Origin of the sequence: Streptomyces sp. NPDC056580, from assembly GCF_042793175.1 — a bacterium.
Taxonomy (GTDB): domain Bacteria; phylum Actinomycetota; class Actinomycetes; order Streptomycetales; family Streptomycetaceae; genus Streptomyces.
In genome coordinates this window covers 218,146-239,295 of record NZ_JBHTVE010000013.1, presented here as the reverse complement: position 1 = coordinate 239,295, position 21,150 = coordinate 218,146, and the positions used below count along the sequence as shown (strand labels likewise).

The following is a 21,150-nucleotide window of genomic DNA, read 5'->3' as shown; positions in this document are numbered from 1 at the left end:
GGCGTGACGGCCCTGCCCGTCGGCGACGACGCACTGCTGGTGGAGGTCGCCTCGGGTGCGCAGGCGCAGGCCCTGCACGCGGAGTTGCTGCGGCGCCGGGCGGAGGGTTCGCTGACCGTCCGCGAGATCGTCCCGGCGGCCCGTACGGTCCTGCTCGACGGCCTGGCCGACCCTGCCCGGCTGGCGTCCGAACTGGCCTCCGCCGAAGTGCCGGCCGCTCCCCCGCACACGCGTGAGCTGGTCGAGCTGCGTGTGCGCTACGACGGCCCGGACCTCGCCGAGGTCGCCGCGCACTGGGGGGTGCCCGTCGGCGAGGCCGTGCGGATCCATGCCGGCACCGAGTTCACGGTGGCCTTCTGCGGGTTCGCGCCGGGCTTCGGCTACCTCACCGGCCTGCCCGCCCGCTACGGCGTCCCGCGCCGGGCCACCCCGCGCACGGCGGTACCGGCCGGCGCCGTGGCGCTCGCGGGTCCGTACACGGGTGTCTACCCGCGCTCCTCGCCGGGCGGCTGGCAGCTCATCGGCACCACGGAGGCGGTGCTGTGGGACCACACGCGCGTACCGGCCGCGTTGCTCTCACCGGGCACGCGGGTGCGCTTCGTACCGGCGGGGGACGAGTGACCGCGTACGCGCGCGCGTGCCCGGAGTCCGGGGAGGGGTCATGACCGACCGTGCGCTCGTCGTGGTGCGGGCCGGGGCCCTGACCACCGTGCAGGACCGCGGGCGCCCCGGGTACGCCCACCTCGGCGTGCCCCGCTCCGGTGCGCTCGATCCGCGCGCGGCGGCCCTCGTCAACCGGCTGGCGGGCAATCCCGCGGCCGCGGCGGTCCTGGAGACCACGGTCGACGGCTGCGCGCTGCGCCCGCGTTCGACGGTGACCGTCGCCGTCGGGGGCGCGCCGTGCCCGGTCACCGTGGGCGGCCGCCCGGCCGCCTGGGGCGCACCGGTCGTCGTGCCCGCGGGTGAACTGCTGGAGGTGGGCACGGCCGTGGCGGGCCTGCGCACCTACGTGGCCGTGTCCGGCGGCATCGCCGTGGAGCCCGTGCTCGGCAGCCGCTCACGCGACCTGCTGTCCGGCCTCGGTCCGCCGCCCCTAACGGACGGCGTGCTACTGCCGCTGGGCGCCCCGGCCGGCCCTCCCGCGCGCGTGGACACCGCCCCGCAGCCCGGTGTGCCGGACGAACTGGTGCTCCGGGTGACCCTGGGACCGCGCGACGACTGGTTCACGGCGGGCGCGCTGCGCGCGCTGACCACGCGCGCGTACCGGGTGTCCCCGGCCGCCAACCGCATCGGCCTGCGCACCGAGGGGCCCGCCCTCGAGCGGGCCCGCGACGGCGAGCTCCCCAGCGAGGGCATGGTCCTCGGCGCGGTCCAGGTGCCGCCGGACGGCCGCCCGGTGGTGTTCCTGGCCGACCATCCGACGACCGGGGGCTACCCGGTGATCGCCGTGGTGCGCGTCGCTGACCTCCCCGCGGCCGCGCAGGCGGTCCCGGGCACCCCGGTGCGCTTCGTGGCGGCCGGGCGCCGCTGAGCACCGGCGCCGGCCCCGCCGGGCCGCGCCACGGGCAGGGCGGCCAGCGCCCGTGCCGCCGCGGCGGACGCGCGCAGGTCGAGCCGGTCGCCGGTGCCCCGCGCGCGGTGCCGCGCCTCGTCCGCCGCCAGGAGCAGCAACTGAGGCAGCAGATCGGTGCTGCGGCGGGCCACCCAGCCGGTCCCGGCGGTGGCGAGCCACCACAGGCTCGCCGCGCGGGTCGGGGACGGGAGGTCCGGTTCGGTGGACGGCGGTGTCCCGGTGGCGAGGCCCGCCGCGGCGAGCAGGGCGTGGAAGCGGGCCGCGAACTGACGGTGGCCGCATTCGCCCGGGTGCAGCCGGTCCGCGCTCCACAGGGCGCGGTCGGTGAGCCAGGCGCCCCGCGAGGCGTGCAGGTGGACCGCCCCGTACCGGTCGGACAGCACGTGCACGACCGTGTTGACCGCCCGCTGCCGGCGGGCCAGCGGGCGGGCCAGGGCGCCGGGGATGCCCAGCATCGCGCCGGGGTCGGGCAGACAGGCGGTGAGCAGCGTGGCGCCCTGGCCGGTGAAGGCCGCGTACACCTGGTCGAGCCGGGCGGCCACGGCACCGATGTCGAAGGTGCGGCGGAGGGTGTCGTTGACGCCGACGACCACGGAGACCAGGTCGGGGCGCAGGGCGAGCCCGGCCGGCGTCTGGTACTCGCGCACGTCCCGCGTCAGCGCCCCGCTGACGGCCAGGTTCGTGAACTCCGTCCGGCCGGGGTCCTCGGTGAGGGCCGCGGCCAGCAGGGCGGCCCAGCCGCGCCAGGCGTCCCCGGCACGGTCGCCCACGCCCTCCGTCAGCGAGTCCCCGAGCGCCACGAAGCGGACGGGTCTCATGCCGCGCCCTCCTGAGCGTCGGGCCGGCCCGACGCGTCCGGAGAGCCGAGCACGCCGGCACCGGAACGTGCTGGGGCGTCACCCCGCCCGAACGCCTCCCCGGCCGAGCAGCCCGCCGCACCCGCACGCCCACGGGCCACCGCAGCCGACCCGGCCGACGTGGCCGCACCCCCGGACACCTCCCCCGTCGAACCAGCCGCCGCATCCCTTCGCCCCAGCACCTCGGCGTCGTGGGCGGCCAGGAAGGCCTCCACCGCCGTGCCCCAGCCGAAGCACTCGGCACGCGCGCGTGCCGCCTCCCTCCGCTCGGGCTCGGAGCGCGTCAGCAGGAGTTCGACGGCGTCCGCGAAGGCCTCGCCCCGGTCGGCCGCCGCCGCTCCCGCGGACCCGAGCACCTCGGGCAGCGCCGAGGACGCGCTCGCCACCACGGGCGTCCCGCAGGCCATGGCCTCCAGCGCGGCCAGCCCGAAGGTCTCGGCGGGTCCGGGCGCGAGGCAGACGTCGGCGGACGCCTGGAGCGTGCCGAGGTCCGTCCGGTCCGTGACATGGCCGAGGAACGTCACCGGCAGCCCGCGTTCGCGCGCCCGGTGCTCCAGCCGCGTCCGCAGCGGCCCGTCCCCGGCCACCACCAGCACCGCCCGCCGGCCGCGCAGCAGCAGGGCCTCGAGGGCGTCCAGGGCGGTTCCGGGCCGTTTCTCCACGGACAGCCGAGAGCACATCACCAGCAGCGCCTCGTCCCCGCGCGCGTGGAGGGCCCGCAGCCCGGGGTCCCGCAGGCCGGGGTGCCGCTCCGTCAGGTCGACACCCAGCGGGGCGCGTACGACGTTGCGCGCGCCGACGCGTACGAACTCGCGCTCGGCGAACTCCGTGGTGCACACCACGCGCGCGTAGACGTGCGCGGTGCGGATGTTCAGGGCGTCGGCGGCCCGCCGGGCGAGCCGCTCCGGCAGGCCCCAGGTGCGCAGGACGCCGTCCGCGGTCTCGTGGGAGACCATCACGGCGGGCACGCGCGCGCGGCGCGCCCAGCGGCCGGTCCAGCGCAGGGTGGTGCGGTCGGACACCTCCAGGCGGTCCGGGCGGAGCCCTTCCAGGAGCGCGGCGAGGCGCCGCCTGTCGGCCAGGACGCGGTAGCCGCCGGTGCCGGGCAGCACGGGGCCGGGCAGGGTGATGACCCGGCCCTGCTCCGTGTCGCGGTCGGTGTGCCGTTCGCCCGGCACCACCAGCACCGGTTCGTGGCCCGCCGCCCGGTACCCCCGGCCCAGTTCCCGCAGCGCGGTGCGCAGGCCGCCGGAGGCCGGGGTGACGAAGTTGGCGAGCCGGACGATGCGCAGGGGTGTGCCGGTCATGCCGCCACCGCCGTCCTGTGGGCCGCGAGCACGTCCTCGTAGTGGGCGATCAGCCGGTCGCCCACGGCGGCCCAGGTGCGGCCCTCGACCGTCTCCCGCCCGGCGGCGCCGTAGGCGGCCCGCGTCCCCGCGTCGGCGGCCAGGGTGCGCACGGCCTCCCGCACGGCGACCGGGTCGCGCGGCGGTACGAGCAGGCCGGTGCGCCCGTGGGCGACCAGGTCGAGCGGTCCGCCGGCGGCGGGGGCCACCACGGGCACCCCGCTGGCCATGGCCTCCTGGACCGTCTGGCAGAAGGTCTCGAAGGGGCCGGTGTGCGCGAACAGGTCGAGCGAGGCGAAGATCCGGGCGAGGTCGTCGCCGGTGCGCCGGCCCAGGAAGACGGCGCCCGGCAGGGCCTCGGCCAGGTGGGCGCGGCTGGGTCCGTCGCCGACCACCACGACCCGTACGCCCCGCAGTCCGCAGACGCCGGCCAGGAGGTCGACCTGCTTCTCGGGGGCGAGCCTGCCGACGTAACCGACGATCACCTCGCCGTTCGGGGCGAGTTCACGGCGCAGCGCCTCGTCCCGCCGGTCCGGCCGGAAGCGGTCGGTGTCCACGCCGCGCGGCCACAGCCGGACCCGGGGCACGCCCTGCGCCTCGAGGTCGCGCAGGGCGGCGCTGGACGGGGCGAGGGTGCGGTCGGCCGCGCTGTGCACGGAGCGGATCCGGCGCCAGGCCGCCGCCTCGCCGGCGCCCATGTAGGTACGGGCGTATCCGGCCAGGTCGGTCTGGTAGACGGCGACCGCGGGTATGCCGAGCCGGGCGGCGGCGGCCATGCCCCGGACGCCGAGGACGAAGGGGCCGGCCAGGTGGACCAGGTCGGCCCGGTGCCCGGTCAGCGCGGCGGCGAGCCGCCGGCTGGGCAGGGCCACCCGGACCTGCGGGTAGCCGGGCAGCGGGAGGGAGGGGACGCGGACGACGGGACAGGGCTCGGCCAGGGCGTCGGGCCTGGTGCCGGGCGCGGTGGCCGGGGCGACGACGAGCGGGTGGTGACCGCGGTCCACGAGGTGGCGGGCGGTCTGGAGCGCGCAGTGGGCGACGCCGTTCACGTCGGGGGGAAAGGATTCGGTCACGATGACGACACGCATACGGGTGTTGTCGCCGTGCTGGACGTGGCCGCGTCAACGTCGATCTTTCCGGCCGGGGAACGTCCCATGAGCGTTGGACCGCGCACCCGGGCGGGTCGCAGTGCCGCCATGTCCGCCTGCCCCGCGGGTCATCCGGCGTTCACGCGGCGGGCGGGTCCCCGCCCGGACCGCGAGCGCGCCCGGGCGGCCCGGCGCGGGCCCGCCGGGTGCCTTCGAGGGCCCGCCGCGTACGCTCAGCGCCCCGTCCGGCGGGGCCTGCCCGCGTCCTCGGCCACGGTGCGGAGCCGCGACGGGGAGCCGCGGCGCCGGGCCGCGCGTCACATGGTCTGCGCGTCCGGTCCGAAGCGGCTGCGGACGGCCGTCTGCACCTCGTCCTCCTCGGCCGGGTCGGCGGCGAGGCGGCGCAGACGTTCGACGACCCGGATGTCGCCGGTCTCGGCGTGCCGGGCGGCGATCTCCCGGGTGGTCTCCTCGCAGTCCCACAGGCATTCGACGGCGAAGCCGGTGGCGAAGGAGGGGTCGGTGGCGGCCAGGGCGCGGGCGGCGCGGCCGCGCAGGTGGGACGAGGCCGTCTCGCGGTAGACGTGGCGCAGCACGGGGGCCGCACAGGCGATGCCGAGGCGTCCGGCGCCGTCGACCAGGGTCCACAGGGTGGGCGCGTCGGGCCCCTCGACGCGCGCCGCCTCGCGCAGGGCGCCGAGGACGAGGTCGCTGTCCTGGGCGCCGCCGCGGCAGGCGAGCACGCGGCCGGCGGCCGCCCCGAGGGCGTCGGGGCGCTGGGCCCAGCGGCGGGCGCGCTGGACGGCGGCGATGCTGCGCATGCGTTCGAAGGAGTCGACGGCGGCCTCCACGACGACCGGCGTTCCGTCGGCGACCGCGGCCTCCACCAGGTCGAGGGCGTCGGGGTCGTTGCCGTCGGCCAGGTAGCGCAGGGCGGTGCAGCGGGCTCCGTCGGTGCCGGTCCGGGCGGCCTGGAGGATCTCCGGCCGGTCCTCCGGACCCGCGACGGCGACCAGGCAGCGGGCGGCCGGCACATGGAGGGCGGCGCCGCGCTCGACGCCCTGCTGGGCCCACTCGAAGACGGCCCGCACGCTCCAGCCGGGACGTGGCCCGGTGGGCCGCATCTGGCGCTGCCAGCGGTCGAAACAACCGGCCTCCTGGGCGGTACGCACGCGCGTGGCGATCGATGCGCGCGCGTCCTCGGCCCACAGCCGCCAGGGCCTGGGCTCGAAGGCGTCGCGGACGGCGGCGGCCAGCTCGGCGTCGCCCTCCGGATCCGCGGGGAAGCGGGCCAGTACGGGGGCGGCGAGGGCGCGCAGGCCCGCGTCGTCGTCCCGCAGGGCCAGTTCGTCCAGGGCCCAGGCCCAGTTGGAGCCGTGGGCGGCGTACCTGCGCAGCAGTTCCAGCGCGTCGCGCCGGCCGTAGGAGGCGAGGTGCCCGAGCACGGCCAGGGCGAGGCCGGTACGGGACTCCTCGGTGTCCAGGACGTCTTCCGCGCCGAAGAGGTGCGCCTCGACGGCGTCCAGTTCGCCGTTGAGGTCGAGGTAGAGCCGGGCGTAGTAGAGGGAGCGGTTCTCCACCTGCCAGTCGTGGCGGGGGTCGTGCAGCACACAGTGGTTCAGGGCCGCGAGCGCCTCGGCGCGCGGGGCGGTGAGCGCGTGCAGCGTGCCGTCGCCACGGCCCCGCTGGAGCAGGCCGAGCAGCGTACCGCTGGGCGCTATGACCGGATCGAACATGGGAAACAGCCTCACATCAAGCGTCGACGCAACCGGGAAACACGCATTACCTGGCCGCGTGACACAACGTCGGAGCGCCCGCCGTCTCTTGCTTGCTGTAGCCCATCTCTCTCTGCCTCTCGTCGGTGGCCCATGCGGACCGCATCACGGCCCGCGCGGTGCGGCAACACCTGCCCAGCCATCGCGTCCGTGAATCACGTCGTCATGATGACCCGCGCCGTGAGCTGCCGCGACCGTATTTCCGGCGGCTTTGTACCGCCTCCCCCGTTGTCCGTGTCGTACCTGGTCAGGTCGGTCGCGTCAGTGCGCGCCGAACAGCTCCAGGAGTTCCGTCTTGCCGAACATGCGCGCCGTGTCGACGGCCGAGGGGGTGCCCGCGGCCGGGTCGGCGCCGCCCTCCAGGAGGGCTCTGATCACTTCCGTCTCCCCCTTGAAGACGGCCCCCGCGAGCGGGGTCTGCCCCCGGTCGTTGATCCGGTCGGCCTCGGCGCCCCGGGCGAGCAGGGCGCGCACGGCTTCGGCGTGACCGTGGTACGCGGCGAGCATCACCAGGGAGTCGCCGCGGTCGTTGGTCAGGTTGGCCGGCACGCCGGCGTCGAGGTACGCCACGAGCTCGTCCGTCCGCCCCTGCCGGGCCAGATCGAAGATCTTGGTCGCCAGCTCCACGACCTCGGGGTCGGGAACGTCACTCATCGGCGGGACCGCCTCTCGTTGCAACCGTTCAGGTGAATCGCAAGGGTACTGGCTCGCGCCTCGCGGGAGCCGAAGTGCCCGAGGCAAAGATCACCCCTGACCGCGGCGGACGCAAACGCCCTGCCCGACCGGACCGCCGACGACTCCGCCAGTCGAGGGAAAAGCGCCGGAATTCACCCAGTTGCACCTTTTATCGTATAGATACATCCTGTGATCCTGGAACAACTCACGGTGACTGTCCCCCTCGACACCAGGAGGCCTCAAATGATCCTCTCCATGTCCGGCGTCGTCCTGCTCGGCGTCGTCGTCTTCCTCTTCTTCCGCAAGGACGGACTCAAGGGCTCGCACGCCTGCGTCTCGGCCCTGTTCGGCTTCTATCTCTCCAGCACGGCCATCGCCCCCAGCATCAAGGCCGGCGGCGAGAGCCTGGCGAGCCTGCTCGGCGGCATCAAGTTCTGACGCCCCCGCACGCCGTCCGTACGCACCGACACCCGTACGACTCAACAGGAGACAGCAGTGGCCCGGCGCCCTCTTCCCCGCATTCTGAGCAAGGACAGCGCGCAGATCGCCCGGACGCAGATCGCCCGGAGCCGGGAGCTGGCCCGGACGGCGGCCGACAGCGCCACCGACGTCCTTCACCCGCTGATCACCGTCTCGCGCGGGCTGCGCCGGCTGGCCTCGGCCGGGCGGCGCAGATGGGCCGGGACACCCAAGGACAAGCGCGGGCCACTGCTGTTCCTCGCGGCCTCCCTGGTCCTGGTGGTGGTGCTGATGCCGTACGGCCCGCTGCTCGCCGTCATCGCCCTGATGGCGGTGGCCGCATGGCACGGCCGCGACCGTACGCCATCGGCGCCCGAAGGACCCGACGAGGCACAGGCCGAACGCCTCCGGTCGCTCTACGAAGCCCTCGTGCCGCACTTCTCCATCGCCGAGGACCCCGACCCGCTGTACGCGCACGGCGGCGAGTGGGCGCGGGCCTTCGAGGCGCACGAGTTCGAAGACGGCGGGCGCCTCGCCCACCTCGTGATCCGCTACCCCGCGTACTTCCCGGACGGCGAGCCCGCGGCCCGCGCGCGGATCGAGCACCTGCTCGCCGCGAAGGCCGGGCGGGGCCGCGAGTACCACTTCGGCTGGGACGAGGAGGCGAACCGGCTCACGGTGTCCGTCCTCGCGCCGCTGCCCGCCGGCATCGCCGCCCAGCGGTTCGTCACCTCGCCCGGCGAGACGGTCCTCGGGTTCACCGACCCGAGCGAGGTCCAGCGCACCCTGCCGCTCTCCTACGAGGAGGAACGTCGCGACGTGCCGCCGGTCGTCTGGCGCACCGGCATCCGCTCCACCGAGCCGCACCTGCTGGCCATGGGCCACCCCGGCAGCGGCACCTCCACCCTGCTGCGCTCGATCGCCCTGCAGGCCCTGCGGTACGGCGACGTGGTCGTCGTCGACGGCGGCGGCACCGGCGAGTACGCGTGCCTGATCGGCCGGGACGGCGTGCTCGCCGTGGAGTGCGCGCCGGCCGGGGCGCTGGCCAGCCTGGAATGGGCCGCGCAGGAGACCGAGCGGCGGCTCGCCGCGGTCAACCGCGCCCGGCAGGCGGGCGACCCGCCGCCCGAGGACACCCGGCGTCCGCTGTGGATCCTGCTGGACCGGCCGACCGTCTTCACCCACCTGGCGGAGGCCGACCACCGCAGGGATCCGCAGACGTATCTGCAGGTGCCGCTGCGGCACGGCCGCGCCGCGAACGTGACCGTGGTGGTGGCCGAGCAGTTCGACAGCGCGGAGTCGCTCAGCGAGGCGGTGCGGCAGCACACGCGCGCGCGTGTCGTGCTGGGGCCCGCGGCGCCGCAGCAGGTGGAGGCGGTGCTGGGGATGCCGCCGCACACCAGCCCGCCGGCACAGGTGCCGGCCGGGCGGGGGTACGCGCGGCTCGGGACGGGGCCGGTGCACCGGCTGCAGGTGCCGGCTACGCCGGATCCCTACGACGACGCGACGAGTGACGCGGACCGGCAGGCGGTGATGCAGCTGTTGCCGCCTCGCACCACGCCCGTCGACGCGGAGGGTGCCGAGGCGGAGGCCGTCGAGACGGCGGAGCCGGTCGAGGCGGCGCCGGTGAGTGCCAAGAAGGCTGTCGCCGCCGAGAGTGCGTGAGGTTGTCGGCTCACGCCGGGCGAGGGGTCCCGTTCGCCCCGGCGGGCGGCCGGGGTATGTCGGGTGCGGTCAGGCCACGAAGGTGCGGGGCGACTCCGTGTCGCTGGTCGCGCCCGTCTTCACCAGGCGGGACGCGGCCGCAAGGCGGGACGCCGCCTCGTCCGCCACGGCTCCGCCCACCGTGAACGGAAGGCGTACGTAGCCCTCGAAGGCGCCGTCGACGCCGAAACGGGGGCCCGAGGGAACCCGGACGCCGACCCGCTCCCCCGCCTCGGCCACCCTCGAACCGGAGAGGCCGCCGGCGCGGACCCACAGGGTCAGGCCCCCCTTCGGGACCTCGAACTCCCAGTCGGGCAGTTCCCGGCGCAGCGCGGCCACCAGGGCGTCGCGGTTCTCGCGGGCCTGGCCCCGGCGCAGCTCCACGGCCTGCTCCCAGCCACCGGTGGAGAACAGCCAGTTCACGGCGAGCTGTTCCAGCACGGGGGTGCCGAGGTCGGCGTACGCGCGCGCGGCGACCAGGCTGCGGATGACGTCCGGGGCCGCGCGCACCCAGCCGATGCGCATGCCCGCCCAGAAGGCCTTGCTGGCCGAGCCGACCGTGATCACGGTGGAGCCTGCCGGGTCGAAGCCGCAGACCGGGCGCGGCATCCCGGCGTCGTACTCCTCGTCGAGCCACAGCTCGGTCATCGTCTCGTCGGCGACGAGGACGGTGCCCGCCGAGCGGGCCGCGTCCACAAGCCGGCGCCGCTGGTCCTCGTCGGCGAGCGCGCCGGTCGGGTTGTGGAAGTCGGCGACGACGTAGGCGAGGCGGGGCGCGGACTCCCGCAGGACCTGCCGCCAGCGGTCCAGGTCCCACCCGGACAGCCCCTCGGCCATGGCGACGGGCACCAGCCGCGCGCCGGCCTCCCGCATGAGCTGGAGGATGTTGGCGTACGACGGCGACTCGACGGCGACGCGCTCGCCGCGGCCCGCGAAGAGATGGCAGATCGCGTCCATGGCGCCCATCGCGCCGGTCGTCACCATGATCTGCTCGGGCATGGTGGGGATGCCGCGCGCGGTGTAGCGCTCGGCGATCATCGAGCGCAGGGCGGGCAGACCGGCCGGGTAGTCGCCGTGGGTGTGGGCGTAGGGGGGCAGTTCCTCCAGGGCGCCCTGCACGGCGCGGGTGAGCCACGGCTCCGGGGCCGGGAGCGAGGCGCAGCCCAGGTCGATGACGGAGCCGAGCGCCTCGGGCGGCAGGGGCTCGAGGCCCCGCGCAGGCAGCGGGTTGCCCGCCGGCACGGCCGTCCAGCTGCCGGCTCCGCGCCGCGACTCCAGGAATCCCTCGGTGCGCAGCGCCTCGTAGGCGGCGGCGACCGTGGTGCGGCTGACGGTGAGGGAGAGGGCGAGCTCCCGCTCGGCGGGGAGGCGGGCGGCCACCGGCACCCGGCCTTCGAGGACCAGCAGCCGGATGCCGTCGGCCAGGGCGCGGTAGGCGGGCGGCCGGCGGCTGCCGGGGCCGGCCGGGCGGTCCTGCTGGGAGGTCAGCAGCCGGGCGAGCTGTGCGGCACCCACCGCGGAGGTCCAATGTGCCATGCCGATCAGTCCACCTTCCCCGAATTGGCCATGGAAGGGATGTCCTCCCACGCCACAGAGTGACATGCGCCGGTCCACCGCCACCACTCAGGGGGGTATGTCGTGTCCACTTCCGGCCGTCCAGGACGACGGCTGATCCAGTTGTACGCGGGTCTCGCGCTCTACGGCGCGAGCTCGGCGCTGCTCGTGGCGGCCGGGCTGGGCCTGGAGCCCTGGAACGTGCTGCACCAGGGGCTCGCGGAACTCACCGGGCTGACCATCGGCATGGTGTCGATCGCCGTGGGGGCGGTGGTGCTGCTGCTGTGGATCCCGCTGCGCCAGCGCCCCGGACTGGGCACGGTCTCCAACGTCTTCGTGGTCGGTCTGGCCATGGACGGCACCCTCGCCCTCCTGCCGGACGTGCGCGCTCTCGCGGTGCGCGTCCCGCTGCTGGTTGCGGGCATCGTGCTGAACGGCGCCGCGACCGGCCTGTACATCGCGGCGAGCTTCGGCCCGGGCCCGCGCGACGGGCTGATGACGGGCCTGCACCGGCGCACCGGGCGCTCGATCCGGCTGATGCGGACGGTGGTCGAGGTCACCGTCGTGGTCACCGGTTTCGCCCTGGGCGGCACGATAGGCGTCGGCACCGTGCTCTACGCGGTGTCCATCGGCCCGCTGGCGCAGCTGTTCCTGAAGATGTTCGACGCGCGCCCGGCACCGGGCGGCAGCACCGTCGTTGCCGCGGGGCCACCGGATGGGGCGATACTGCGTCCGTGACCCTCACGAGACCGCCCCTGCGCCACCCGTACCTGGACCATCCGGGCCCGATCGCCTTCGCCCACCGGGGCGGTGCGGCCGACGGGCTGGAGAACACGGTGGCCCAGTTCCGGCGCGCCGTCGAGCTGGGCTACCGGTACATCGAGACCGATGTGCACGCGACGGCGGACGGCAGGCTGGCCGCCTTCCACGACGCGACGCTGGACCGGGTCACCGACGGGGCGGGCCGCATCGCCGACCTGCCCTGGCAGGAGGTGCGCCGCGCGCGCGTGGCGGGGCGGGAGCCGGTGCCGCTGTTCGAGGAGCTGCTGGAGGCCTTCCCCGGGGTTCGCTGGAACGTGGACGTCAAGGCGGAACCGGCGCTGCGGCCCCTGCTGGAGCTGATCGAGCGGACGGACGCCTGGGACCGGGTGTGCGTGGGCTCGTTCTCCGAGGCGCGGGTGCTGCGGGCGCAGCGGCTGGCCGGGCCGCGCCTGGCCACCTCGTTCGGCACGCGCGGTGTGCTCAGCCTGCGGCTGCGCTCCTGGGGGCTGCCGGCCGCGGTGCGCCGGTCGGCGGTGGCCGCCCAGGTGCCGGAGGCCCAGTCGGGCGTCCCGGTGGTGGACCACCGTTTCGTGCGCGCGGCCCACGCGCGCGGGCTGCAGGTGCACGTGTGGACGGTCAACGAACCGGAGCGGATGCACCGGCTGCTGGACCTCGGGGTCGATGGCATCATGACCGATCACATCGACACGTTGCGCAAGGTCATGGAGGACCGGGGCGTCTGGGTCTGACCGGGCGGCCGCGTCCGGGCCCGCGCACGGCACTGCGGCGGGGAAGCGAGGGCACGGGTGGGCACCGACACCGTGCGGGCGGGGACGGACGACGACGCCGCGGGCCGGCGGCGCGAGCAGCGCGGCTGGTACTTCTACGACTGGGCGTGCTCGGTCTACTCGACCAGCGTCCTGACCGTGTTCCTCGGCCCGTACCTGACGTCGGTCGCCAGGAACGCGGCCGACGCCGGCGGCTATGTGCACCCGCTGGGCGTCCCGGTCCGGGCGGGCTCCTTCTTCGCCTACTCCGTGTCCCTCTCGGTGATCCTCGCCGTCGTGGTGATGCCCCTGGCGGGGAGCGCCGCGGATCGCACGGGCCGCAAGAAGCCGCTGCTCGGGGCGGCCGCCTACACCGGGGCCGCCGCCACGGCCGGCATGTTCTTCCTGGACGGCGACCGCTACCTGCTCGGCGGCGCGCTCCTGGTCGTGGCCAACGCGGCGCAGTCGGTTGCGATGATGCTCTACAACTCGTACCTGCCGCAGATCGCGCCGCCCGGGGAACGCGACGCGGTCTCCTCGCGCGGCTGGGCCTTCGGCTACGCGGCGGGGTCGCTGGTGCTGGTCGCCAACCTGGTGCTGTACTCGGCGCACGCCTCCTTCGGGCTGACGGAGACCGCCGCCGTCCGCGTCTGCCTGGCCTCGGCCGGACTGTGGTGGGGCGCCTTCACCCTCGTGCCGCTGCGGCGGCTGCGCGACCGGCGCACGCGTGTGGGGGGCGCCGCGGTCCCCGGGGTGCGGCAGCTCGCCGCGACGCTCAGGGACATGCGCCGCCATCCGCTGACCCTGGCCTTCCTGCTGGCGTACCTCGTCTACAACGACGGCATCCAGACGGTGATCTCCCAGGCCTCGGTCTACGGCTCCGAGGAGCTAGGGCTCGGGCAGTCCACGCTGATCACGGCGGTGCTGCTGGTGCAGGTGCTGGCCGTGGCGGGGGCGCTCGCGATGGGGCGGCTGGCGCGGCGGCACGGGGCCAAGCGGACCGTCCTCGGGTCGCTCGTGGCCTGGACGGTCACCCTGGGGGCCGGCTACTTCCTGCCCGCCGGGGCCCCGGTGTGGTTCTTCGTGCTGGCAGCCGGTATCGGGCTGGTGCTCGGCGGCAGCCAGGCGCTGTCCCGGTCGCTCTTCTCCCACCTGGTGCCGGCCGGGAAGGAGGCCGAGTACTTCGCCGCGTACGAGATGAGCGACCGCGGGATGAGCTGGCTCGGCCCACTGCTGTTCGGGGTGACCTACCAGGTCACCGGGAGCTACCGCTCGGCGATCATCTCCCTGGTGGCCTTCTTCGTCGTCGGCTTCGTGCTGCTCGCCCGGGTGCCGGTGCGGCATGCGATCGAGGATGCGGGCAACCCGGTTCCGGACACGATTTAGCACTGGACACGAAAGGGCGGTAGTGTACGCGTTTGGCCTGCCAGGCGTACCGTTACTGCGCGTCAAAGATGCCGAAGCGCTGGGTGACATCTGCTAGCAGATGTGACAAACCGGGCACCTGTGGGTAGAACAAGGGGCGGCTACGACGGCGACGCATGACCCGGAACGGGAATCTTTACCGCCGACCGGACGTTGACCGGATGACGACGACAGCGACACCTGTCCTGTGGGCGACAAGCCCGGGAGGCACGATTCATGAGTGAGCGAGCTCTTCGCGGTACGCGCCTCGTAGTGACCAGCTACGAGACGGACCGCGGTATCGACCTGGCTCCGCGCCAGGCCGTGGAGTACGCATGCGAGAAGGGGCACCGGTTCGAGATGCCCTTCTCGGTCGAGGCGGAGATCCCGCCGGAGTGGGAGTGCAAGGTCTGCGGGGCCCAGGCACTCCTGGTGGACGGCGACGGCCCTGAAGAGAAGAAGGCCAAGCCCGCGCGTACCCATTGGGACATGCTGATGGAGCGGCGCACCCGTGAGGAACTCGAAGAGGTCCTCGAGGAGCGTCTGGCGGTTCTGCGCTCGGGGGCGATGAACATCGCGGTTCACCCCAGGGACAGCCGCAAGAGCGCGTAGCGCGAGACATACGAACAACCGCGGGCGCCGTACGTGATCACGTACGGCGCCCGCGGTTTCGTGCTGTCCGGGGGTGTCGCGGGGGCCGGTTCAGCGGGCCAGCGGAGGGCGCTGCTCACTGACTCCGGCGGTGTCCTCCCTGATGACCTCGCCCTGCACCACCTTGCCGTCGGGGCGGTGCATGCGGGCCTGCTGGAAGGCGTCGCCCAGGCTGCCCGGGACGGTGCGGCGGAGCCTGCGGTCCAGGGTGCGCCCGGTCCGGCGGCTCACCGCCCTCTGGACCGGCGGGAGCAGCAGGAGCAGTCCGGCCGCGTCGGAGACCAGGCCCGGGATCATCAGCAGCAGCCCGCCGAGCATCAGCAGCCCGTTGCCGCCGCCGCGGGCCGGCGAACCGCCCCGCTGCAGTGCCTCGTTGAGGTTCTGGAAGGCGCGGCGCCCGGCCCGCTTGATGATCACCGAGCCGGCGACGACGCCCGCGGCCAGGAGCAGGAACACGGTGGGTCCGCCCGCCGCGCCCGCCACCTGGGTCAGCAGCCAGATCTCCAGCACCAGCCACGCCGCGAGTCCCAGCGGCAGGTACCTGCGCAGCCGGGATCGGCGGGGCCGGGCGGTGGTCGGAGAGGTGGGTGCGCCAGTCGTCATGCTCCCAGTGTGCCTGGGCGCGGCTCAGCGCGGGATAAGCGGGGCGGCGGGACGGTCAGCCGGCGCCGTGCCTCCGGGTCCGGTCCTGCCCGGCCTTGCCGGTGACCTTGCCGACCCGGTCCCCGACGCCCCAGGCGGTGACCCGCCACAGTGCCTCGACCAGGATGTCGCGGCTCATCTTGGAGTCGCCGAGTTCGCGCTCCACGAAGGTGATGGGCACCTCCACCACGTGGTAGCCGGCCTTCACCGCGCGCCGGGCCAGGTCGACCTGGAAGCAGTAGCCCTGCGAGGCGACGTCGTCCAGGCCCAGGCCCTGGAGGGTCTCGCTGCGGAAGGCGCGGTAGCCGCCGGTGATGTCCCGCAGCGGCAGGTCGAGGGCGAGGCGGGAGTAGAGGCTGCCGCCGCGGGAGATGAACTCGCGGGACTTGGGCCAGTTGACCACCCGGCCGCCCGGCACCCAGCGCGACCCGAGGACCAGGTCGGCGCCCTTGAGCGCGGTGAGCAGCCGGGGCAGCTCCTCGGGCTGGTGGGAGCCGTCGGCGTCCATCTCGACCAGCACGCCGTAGCCGTGTTCCATGCCCCAGCGGAAGCCCGCCAGGTAGGCGGCGCCCAGGCCTTCCTTGCCCTTGCGGTGCAGCACCTGGACGTGGTCGTCCCCGGCGGCCAGCTCGTCGGCCAGTTTGCCCGTGCCGTCCGGGCTGTTGTCGTCCGCCACCAGTACGTGCGCCTCGGGGACGGCCTTGCGTACCCGGCCGACGATGGACTTGATGTTCTCCGCCTCGTTGTAGGTCGGGATGATCACCAAGGCCGTGCCGAGCGGACCGAACTGCCTCCCCTGGGCCTTGGCCGCGAGGGTCCCGTCGCCGTCGTTCACTGCTGCCCCTTCATGTCGTACGCAGGCGTCCACCATAGTGGCCGCGGCCTGCTATGACGCGACGGCACGGTCCAACGGTGGTGTTGTTTCCTCAAGCGTGGGGTAAGAATGTGCTTTTCGGTATCCGCGTTCCACTGCGGATGGGGGCCCGGCGCCCTTCGGGCCGACCTGGGACCCGCTGGCTGCGGGTCGACCGAAAGCCGTTGTCTACTGAGCGTCCGGGCCCCACCCGGGTCACACCTTGCCGACCGGCCGGAGCGTTCCCCCGTCGGCGCGGGCGCTGAGCCTGGCTGCCAGTGACGGTGCCCCGGTGCGGCACACCGTCCCTGACCCAGCGGCGCTGCGACGAGTGCGCGAACACTCCACGGTCGGACGTCCGGTGGTGGACTCCGCCGAACCTACCGGCCCCCGGCCGCCGACTGTCAACAGCCGTCTGATCTGCACGGACGCACTTCACGCCGGGACGGGCCCGGAGGACGCGCAGGTAGGGCGAGGCTGTGGCGCCGGTCCAGTGCCGCCGCGCCGCCCCGGGAGATCACTCGCCCGGCCGTACGAACACCGTCCGTCCGCCGACCACGGTGCGCAGACAGCGGGGCAGCTCGCCGCCGGGGCTCAGATCGGGCAGGCCAGGGGTGCCGGAGCGCGGGTCGGTGGACCAGCGGGCCACCCGGTCGTCGGGGGCCTGCACGACCAGCTCACCGGTGCGCCAGACGGCGTAGTCGGCGGGTGCGCCGGGCACCAGGACGCCGGCGTCGTCGCGGCCGATGGCGCGCCAGCCGCCGCGGGTGTGGGCGGTGAACGCGGCGCGGACGGAGACCCGGTGCCCGGGAGTGCGGTGGAAGGCGGCGGCGCGGACCGTGCCCCAGGGGTCGAGCGGGGTGACCGGGCTGTCGGAGCCGAATGCCAGCGGCACCCCGGCCCGCAGCAGGGCCGCGAACGGGTTGAGGGTGCGGGCCCGCTCGGTGCCGAGGCGCCGGGCGTACATGCCGTCCTCGCCGCCCCACAGCGCGTCGAAGGCGGGCTGGACGGAGGCGATCAGGCCCAGCTCGGCGAAGGCGGCCACGGCCTCGGGGGTGAGCATCTCGGCGTGCTCGACGCGGTGCCGGGACGCTCGGACCCGGGCGAGGCCGGTCTTCTCGGCGGCCGCGCGCACGCCGTCGACGACCGCGGTCACCGCCGCGTCGCCGATGGCGTGGAACCCCGCCTGGAGCCCTGCCTCGGTGCAGGCGACGACATGGGCGGCGACGGCGTCGGCGTCCAGGTAGGCGGTGCCGGTGTGCCCGGCGTCGGCGTACGGCTGGTGCAGACACGCGGTGTGCGAACCGAGGGCGCCGTCCACGAAGAGGTCGCCGGCGGCGCCGAGCGCGCCCAGCTCGCGGGCCTTGCTGACGTTCTGCTCGGCCCAGTAGCCGATCACGCGCGGCCCGGGCGCCTCGGCCGCGAGCCGCAGCAGGGCGGTGAAGTCGTCCTCGGAGGAGATCTGCGGGCCGCCGCACTCGTGCACCGAGCCGATGCCGAGGGAGGCGGCGTGGGCGAGGGCGGTGCGCTGTGCCTCGGCGCGCTGGGCCGGGGTGACGGCGGCCAGGGCGGCTTCGCGCACGGCGTGGTGGGCGCCGGCGGTGAGCGGCGCGTCCTCGCGGGTGACGTCACCGGGCACCAGGTCGAGCAGGGCCGTGGTGACGACCGCCGAGTGCACGTCGATGCGGGAGAGGTACAGCGGGCGGCCGCCGGTGGCGGCGTCCAGCTCCGCGCGCGTCGGCGGCCGGCCGCCGGGCCAGCGGGCGGCGTCCCAGCCGTGCCCCAGCAGCACCCGGTCCGCGGGCCGGGCGGCGGCGAAGTCGCGGACCAGGGCGAGGGCCGCCTCCAGGGAGGGGGCCCCGGACAGGTCGAGGCCGGTCAGGGCGAGGCCGGTGGCGGTGGTGTGCACATGGGCGTCGGTGAAGGCCGGGGTGACCAGGGCGCCGTCGAGGTCGACCACCTCGTCCACGCCGTCGGCGAAGGCGTCGGCGGCGCCCTCGGAGCCGACCCAGGCGACCTGGCCGCGCTCCACCACCATGGCGGTGGCGAACGGGTCGGCGGGGCTGTGGACCTCTCCGCGGCGCAGGAGGACGGTCTTGGGGTCGGCGGACTGCTCACTCATGTCCCACAGTCTCTCGCGCGCGTGGGGCGCGCGGGGCACCGGGGCGGGGTGTTCAGATCCTCGGCGGACGCGCCTCGTACGGGGTGGAGAGCACGACGGTGGTGCGCGTGGAGACCCCGGCCAGGCCGCGCAGCCGGGCGAGCAGCTCCTCCAGTTCGTGCGGGGTGGCCACACGCACCTTGAGGATGTAGTTCTCGTCGCCGGCGACGCTGTGGCAGGCCTCGATCTCGGGGACGCCGGCGAGGCGCTCCGCGATGTCGTCGGGGGCGCTGGGGTCGAACGGTTTGACCGAGATGAACGCGGTCATCGGCAGCCCGACGGCCTCCGGGTCGACGACCGCGGCGTAGCCGCGGATGACGCCACGCTGTTCGAGCCGGCGCACGCGCTGGTGCACGGCCGACGTGGACAGGCCCGTGGCCTTGCCCAGGTCTGTGTAGCTCATCCGCCCGTCCTTGACGAGCAGCTGCACGATCTGACGGTCCAGCTCCTCCATGGCGCCAAAACCTACAGTGCGCGTGATCTCCTCGGATACCCGGGCAACGCTGGTCATGCCCGGTTCGTGCGGTGCGGGGCGGCCGCGGCCTGGCCACCGGGCGCAGGATGGGCGGACCGCGGGGTACAAAAGCACCGCACCGGACACGGACCCGCGACATGTGACGAAGACCACAGCCAAGCCGCGCCCTCCCTGATTTTCCCGTGATTACCCCCGGGACGCGGAGGGAAGTGCTTGCTGTGGTCGAGGCCGCAGTGCCTTCACGGCCCAGCCTTAGGGGGAGAATCCCATGCAGAGTGTCAAGCGCCCTGGTCGATCCGCGTCCAAGCGGCAGCAGCCGGCCGTCGAGCCCGAGCCGGAGGGCGTCGAACCCGACGCCTACCAGGCCGACGAACTCGACGCCTACGACACCTTCGAGATGTACCGGGTGCTCTGCCCGGACTGCGCGCAGCCCATCGCGCTGCTGGCGGACGAGGAGTTCCTGCCGGAGCACGCGCTGTGCGCCTCGCCGTGGAACCCGTTCGGCCTCACCGTCTGCGCGGGCACGGGCCGCGCCGCGGCCGAGGCCCGTCCCGCGGACGAGTCCTTCGCCCCGCAGGAGCAGGACACCGCCCTGCTGCTGACGCTCCCCCAGGGTCTGAACTGGCGGACGCAGCCCTTCTCGCACGTGGGCGGCCCGGGCTCGCGCCCGATGCGGGTGCAGGCGATGGGCCGCCAGGCGGCCTGAGCCACCCCGCCCCGCAGGGTCACACTCGTCCGATCCGGCACCACGGCCGCGTGAGCCGCCGTGGTGCGGGACCGCCGTGCCCGCACGCGGTCCGCACGGGAACACCGCTCGCCGGTGGCGGCGGCACGCGGGAGCGGACGCCGGTGAACTGAAGCGCGATTCCGCCGGGCGGTGACCCGCCCGGTCCGCACCGCGTTCATCCGGGCATGACCGCCTTGCACACGGCCACCGGGCGTCAGCGCCGCGTCTTCGTGCCCCGTCCCGCGGAGCCGGCCGCGCCGCCCGCTCCGCAGGACCCGCCCATCTACCGCGACCTCATGCGGACCTGGGCCGACCGGGGCCGCACCCTGCCGGGCCGCCACGACCCGGAGTGGGTCAGGCTGGCGGCCCCGGCGGTCCTCAGCGGGGAGTTCAGCGCCCCTCCGGTCCTGCCACGTGACGGGCGATGACCATCCGCTGGATCTGGTTGGTGCCCTCGACGATCTGCAGGACCTTGGCCTCGCGCATGTAGCGCTCGGCCGGGAAGTCGGCGGTGTAGCCGTAGCCGCCGAGTATCTGCACGGCGTCCGTGGTGACCTTCATCGCCGTGTCGGTGCAGTGCAGCTTGGCCATGGCGGCCTGCTTGGCGAACGGCCTGCCCGCGTCCCGCAGCCTGGCGGCGGCGAGGTAGAGCGCCCGGCCCGCCTCGATCTGCGTCGCCATGTCGGCGATCATGAAGCGCAGCCCCTGGAAGTCGCCGACCGGACGCCCGAACTGCCGGCGCTGGGTGGCGTAGGCGACCGCTTCGTCCAATGCCGCCTGGGCCAGGCCGATGGCGCAGGCCGCGATGCCGAGCCGGCCCGAGTCGAGGGCGGACAGGGCGATGGCGAAGCCCTGCCCCTCCTCGCCGATGCGCCGGCTGTCGGGCACGCGCACGCCGTCGAGGTGGACCTGGGCCGTCGGGCTGCCCTTCATGCCCATCTTCCGCTCGGGCGCCGCACCGCTCAGCCCCTCGGCGTCGCCGGGCACCAGGAAGGCGGTTATGCCGCGCGGGCCGTCCTCGCCGGTACGGGCCATGACCGTGTAGAAGTCGGCGATGCCGCCGTGCGTGATCCAGGCCTTGGTGCCGGTGATCACCCAGTCGTCGCCCTCGCGCACCGCCTTGGTACGCAGGGAGGCCGCGTCGGAGCCGGAGGACGGCTCGGAGAGGCAGTAGGCGCCGAGGAGGCCGCCGCCGAGCATGGCGGGCAGGTGCTCGACCTGCTGCTGCTTGGTGCCGTAGGCGGCGAGCCCGTAGGAGGCGAGCGTGTGCACGCTGACTCCCAGGCCGACGGTCAGGCGGGCCGCGGCCAGTTCCTCCAGGACCTGGAGGTAGACCTCGTAGGGCTGGTCGCCGCCGCCGTACTCGGCGTCGTACGGCAGGCCCAGCAGGCCCGTCTGCGAGAGCAGGGTGAAGACCTCGCGCGGGAAGCGTCCGGCGTCCTCCTCCTCGGCCGCCCTGGGCGCGATCTCGCGCTGCGCCATCTCGCGGACGAGCGCGAGCAGATCCCTCGCCTCTTCCGTCGGCAGTTGACGCTCCACCGGCTGCGGGTCGCGGTCGGACATGGCGTCGGTCTCCTCCCTGTTCGGGCACACGGGGCGGATGTGCGCCTTGGGTGGGGCGGCTCCGCCTGATCGTTCCGGTTCCGGCCGAGGCGCCCGCTCCCGGGTTGCGGAAGA

The 21,150-nt window shown here is 74.8% G+C and carries 21 protein-coding genes; 10 read left to right on the top strand and 11 right to left on the bottom strand.

Going from position 1 to position 21,150, the window contains the following annotated elements; translation table 11 throughout:
* The first annotated feature begins 3 nt into the window (after positions 1-3).
* Both ACFQ9Z_RS28335 and ACFQ9Z_RS28330 read left to right on the top strand, forming a co-directional pair.
* On the top strand, positions 4-621 hold the full coding sequence (locus tag ACFQ9Z_RS28335; protein WP_383024813.1) for an allophanate hydrolase subunit 1: 618 nt from the start codon (positions 4-6) through the stop codon (positions 619-621).
* Between the two features lie 40 nt (positions 622-661).
* Positions 662-1,531, top strand: coding sequence for a biotin-dependent carboxyltransferase family protein (locus ACFQ9Z_RS28330; RefSeq protein WP_383024704.1), 870 nt, complete (start codon positions 662-664; stop codon positions 1,529-1,531).
* Here the strand turns inward: ACFQ9Z_RS28330 and ACFQ9Z_RS28325 are convergent.
* The 5 genes from ACFQ9Z_RS28325 to ACFQ9Z_RS28305 all read right to left on the bottom strand — a co-directional run bounded on the left by ACFQ9Z_RS28325 (position 1,432) and on the right by ACFQ9Z_RS28305 (position 7,293).
* The gene (locus tag ACFQ9Z_RS28325; RefSeq protein WP_383024700.1) at positions 1,432-2,391 is read right to left on the bottom strand and encodes an SGNH/GDSL hydrolase family protein; all 960 of its coding nucleotides are present in this window, start codon (positions 2,389-2,391) and stop codon (positions 1,432-1,434) included. The genes ACFQ9Z_RS28330 and ACFQ9Z_RS28325 overlap by 100 nt on opposite strands.
* A complete protein-coding gene (locus ACFQ9Z_RS28320; protein WP_383024695.1) occupies positions 2,388-3,737 on the bottom strand; it encodes a glycosyltransferase in 1,350 nt (449 codons plus the stop codon). The genes ACFQ9Z_RS28325 and ACFQ9Z_RS28320 overlap by 4 nt, the downstream gene beginning before the upstream one ends.
* Entirely contained in the window at positions 3,734-4,864 is a 1,131-nt protein-coding gene (locus ACFQ9Z_RS28315) for a glycosyltransferase family 4 protein (RefSeq protein ID WP_383024692.1), read from the bottom strand. Before ACFQ9Z_RS28315 ends, ACFQ9Z_RS28320 begins: the two co-directional genes overlap by 4 nt.
* Positions 4,865-5,181: 317 nt before the next feature.
* Positions 5,182-6,600, bottom strand: coding sequence for a HEAT repeat domain-containing protein (locus ACFQ9Z_RS28310; protein WP_383024689.1), 1,419 nt, complete (start codon positions 6,598-6,600; stop codon positions 5,182-5,184).
* Between the two features lie 300 nt (positions 6,601-6,900).
* Positions 6,901-7,293 (bottom strand): ankyrin repeat domain-containing protein, encoded by a 393-nt coding sequence (locus ACFQ9Z_RS28305; protein WP_383024686.1) that lies wholly within the window; start codon positions 7,291-7,293, stop codon positions 6,901-6,903.
* 264 nt (positions 7,294-7,557) lie between these two features.
* Here ACFQ9Z_RS28305 and ACFQ9Z_RS28300 point away from each other — a divergent pair, with 264 nt between their 5' ends.
* Together ACFQ9Z_RS28300 and ACFQ9Z_RS28295 are read left to right on the top strand one after the other, a co-directional pair.
* The gene (locus ACFQ9Z_RS28300) at positions 7,558-7,752 is read left to right on the top strand and encodes a hypothetical protein (protein ID WP_143638022.1); all 195 of its coding nucleotides are present in this window, start codon (positions 7,558-7,560) and stop codon (positions 7,750-7,752) included.
* A gap of 57 nt (positions 7,753-7,809) precedes the next feature.
* Positions 7,810-9,438 (top strand): hypothetical protein, encoded by a 1,629-nt coding sequence (locus ACFQ9Z_RS28295; RefSeq protein ID WP_383024681.1) that lies wholly within the window; start codon positions 7,810-7,812, stop codon positions 9,436-9,438.
* A 69-nt stretch (positions 9,439-9,507) separates the two neighbouring features.
* On the opposite strand, the gene ACFQ9Z_RS28290 is transcribed toward ACFQ9Z_RS28295, so the two are convergent.
* On the bottom strand, positions 9,508-11,013 hold the full coding sequence (locus tag ACFQ9Z_RS28290) for a PLP-dependent aminotransferase family protein (RefSeq protein WP_383024677.1): 1,506 nt from the start codon (positions 11,011-11,013) through the stop codon (positions 9,508-9,510).
* A gap of 102 nt (positions 11,014-11,115) precedes the next feature.
* On the opposite strand from ACFQ9Z_RS28290, the gene ACFQ9Z_RS28285 reads away from it, so the two are divergent.
* From ACFQ9Z_RS28285 to ACFQ9Z_RS28270, 4 genes are all read left to right on the top strand, one after another.
* The gene (locus ACFQ9Z_RS28285) at positions 11,116-11,769 is read left to right on the top strand and encodes a YitT family protein (protein WP_383024674.1); all 654 of its coding nucleotides are present in this window, start codon (positions 11,116-11,118) and stop codon (positions 11,767-11,769) included.
* Positions 11,766-12,542: a glycerophosphodiester phosphodiesterase gene (locus ACFQ9Z_RS28280; RefSeq protein ID WP_143638034.1), complete on the top strand. Its 777-nt coding sequence runs from the start codon at positions 11,766-11,768 to the stop codon at positions 12,540-12,542. Before ACFQ9Z_RS28285 ends, ACFQ9Z_RS28280 begins: the two co-directional genes overlap by 4 nt.
* Positions 12,543-12,599: 57 nt before the next feature.
* A complete protein-coding gene (locus ACFQ9Z_RS28275) occupies positions 12,600-13,946 on the top strand; it encodes an MFS transporter (RefSeq protein WP_383024670.1) in 1,347 nt (448 codons plus the stop codon).
* A gap of 255 nt (positions 13,947-14,201) precedes the next feature.
* Entirely contained in the window at positions 14,202-14,576 is a 375-nt protein-coding gene (locus ACFQ9Z_RS28270; RefSeq protein WP_003977404.1) for an RNA polymerase-binding protein RbpA, read from the top strand.
* Between the two features lie 90 nt (positions 14,577-14,666).
* Here the strand turns inward: ACFQ9Z_RS28270 and fxsA are convergent, their stop codons facing one another.
* The 4 genes from fxsA to ACFQ9Z_RS28250 form a co-directional block, all read right to left on the bottom strand.
* A complete protein-coding gene (gene fxsA, locus ACFQ9Z_RS28265) occupies positions 14,667-15,218 on the bottom strand; it encodes an FxsA family membrane protein (protein ID WP_383024667.1) in 552 nt (183 codons plus the stop codon).
* A gap of 55 nt (positions 15,219-15,273) precedes the next feature.
* Entirely contained in the window at positions 15,274-16,092 is an 819-nt protein-coding gene (locus ACFQ9Z_RS28260; protein ID WP_383024664.1) for a polyprenol monophosphomannose synthase, read from the bottom strand.
* Between the two features lie 535 nt (positions 16,093-16,627).
* Positions 16,628-18,232, bottom strand: coding sequence for an amidohydrolase (locus ACFQ9Z_RS28255; RefSeq protein ID WP_383024660.1), 1,605 nt, complete (start codon positions 18,230-18,232; stop codon positions 16,628-16,630).
* A gap of 52 nt (positions 18,233-18,284) precedes the next feature.
* Positions 18,285-18,725 carry an Lrp/AsnC family transcriptional regulator gene (locus ACFQ9Z_RS28250; RefSeq protein ID WP_383024810.1) on the bottom strand — a complete coding sequence of 147 codons (441 nt, stop codon included), beginning with the start codon at positions 18,723-18,725 and terminating at the stop codon, positions 18,285-18,287.
* A gap of 289 nt (positions 18,726-19,014) precedes the next feature.
* Between ACFQ9Z_RS28250 and ACFQ9Z_RS28245 the strand changes: the two genes are divergently transcribed.
* Entirely contained in the window at positions 19,015-19,452 is a 438-nt protein-coding gene (locus ACFQ9Z_RS28245) for a hypothetical protein (RefSeq protein WP_383024657.1), read from the top strand.
* A 206-nt stretch (positions 19,453-19,658) separates the two neighbouring features.
* Positions 19,659-19,901 (top strand): hypothetical protein, encoded by a 243-nt coding sequence (locus ACFQ9Z_RS28240; protein WP_383024654.1) that lies wholly within the window; start codon positions 19,659-19,661, stop codon positions 19,899-19,901.
* On the opposite strand, the gene ACFQ9Z_RS28235 is transcribed toward ACFQ9Z_RS28240, so the two are convergent.
* Positions 19,864-21,036: an acyl-CoA dehydrogenase gene (locus tag ACFQ9Z_RS28235; protein WP_383024651.1), complete on the bottom strand. Its 1,173-nt coding sequence runs from the start codon at positions 21,034-21,036 to the stop codon at positions 19,864-19,866. The genes ACFQ9Z_RS28240 and ACFQ9Z_RS28235 overlap by 38 nt on opposite strands.
* Positions 21,037-21,150 lie beyond the last annotated feature (114 nt).

What these genes read in the sequence shown, in the direction of transcription:
- ACFQ9Z_RS28310 (WP_383024689.1), bottom strand. Translation starts at nt 6,600, where the DNA reads ATGTTCGATCCGGTCATAGCGCCCAGCGGTACGCTGCTCGGCCTGCTC.
- ACFQ9Z_RS28330 (WP_383024704.1), top strand. Translation starts at nt 662, where the DNA reads ATGACCGACCGTGCGCTCGTCGTGGTGCGGGCCGGGGCCCTGACCACC.
- ACFQ9Z_RS28255 (WP_383024660.1), bottom strand. Translation starts at nt 18,232, where the DNA reads ATGAGTGAGCAGTCCGCCGACCCCAAGACCGTCCTCCTGCGCCGCGGA.
- ACFQ9Z_RS28320 (WP_383024695.1), bottom strand. Translation starts at nt 3,737, where the DNA reads ATGACCGGCACACCCCTGCGCATCGTCCGGCTCGCCAACTTCGTCACC.
- ACFQ9Z_RS28235 (WP_383024651.1), bottom strand. Translation starts at nt 21,036, where the DNA reads ATGTCCGACCGCGACCCGCAGCCGGTGGAGCGTCAACTGCCGACGGAA.
- ACFQ9Z_RS28250 (WP_383024810.1), bottom strand. Translation starts at nt 18,725, where the DNA reads ATGGAGGAGCTGGACCGTCAGATCGTGCAGCTGCTCGTCAAGGACGGG.
- ACFQ9Z_RS28325 (WP_383024700.1), bottom strand. Translation starts at nt 2,391, where the DNA reads ATGAGACCCGTCCGCTTCGTGGCGCTCGGGGACTCGCTGACGGAGGGC.
- ACFQ9Z_RS28300 (WP_143638022.1), top strand. Translation starts at nt 7,558, where the DNA reads ATGATCCTCTCCATGTCCGGCGTCGTCCTGCTCGGCGTCGTCGTCTTC.
- ACFQ9Z_RS28290 (WP_383024677.1), bottom strand. Translation starts at nt 11,013, where the DNA reads ATGGCACATTGGACCTCCGCGGTGGGTGCCGCACAGCTCGCCCGGCTG.
- fxsA (WP_383024667.1), bottom strand. Translation starts at nt 15,218, where the DNA reads ATGACGACTGGCGCACCCACCTCTCCGACCACCGCCCGGCCCCGCCGA.
- ACFQ9Z_RS28315 (WP_383024692.1), bottom strand. Translation starts at nt 4,864, where the DNA reads ATGCGTGTCGTCATCGTGACCGAATCCTTTCCCCCCGACGTGAACGGC.
- ACFQ9Z_RS28240 (WP_383024654.1), top strand. Translation starts at nt 19,659, where the DNA reads ATGACCGCCTTGCACACGGCCACCGGGCGTCAGCGCCGCGTCTTCGTG.
- ACFQ9Z_RS28245 (WP_383024657.1), top strand. Translation starts at nt 19,015, where the DNA reads ATGCAGAGTGTCAAGCGCCCTGGTCGATCCGCGTCCAAGCGGCAGCAG.
- ACFQ9Z_RS28305 (WP_383024686.1), bottom strand. Translation starts at nt 7,293, where the DNA reads ATGAGTGACGTTCCCGACCCCGAGGTCGTGGAGCTGGCGACCAAGATC.
- ACFQ9Z_RS28270 (WP_003977404.1), top strand. Translation starts at nt 14,202, where the DNA reads ATGAGTGAGCGAGCTCTTCGCGGTACGCGCCTCGTAGTGACCAGCTAC.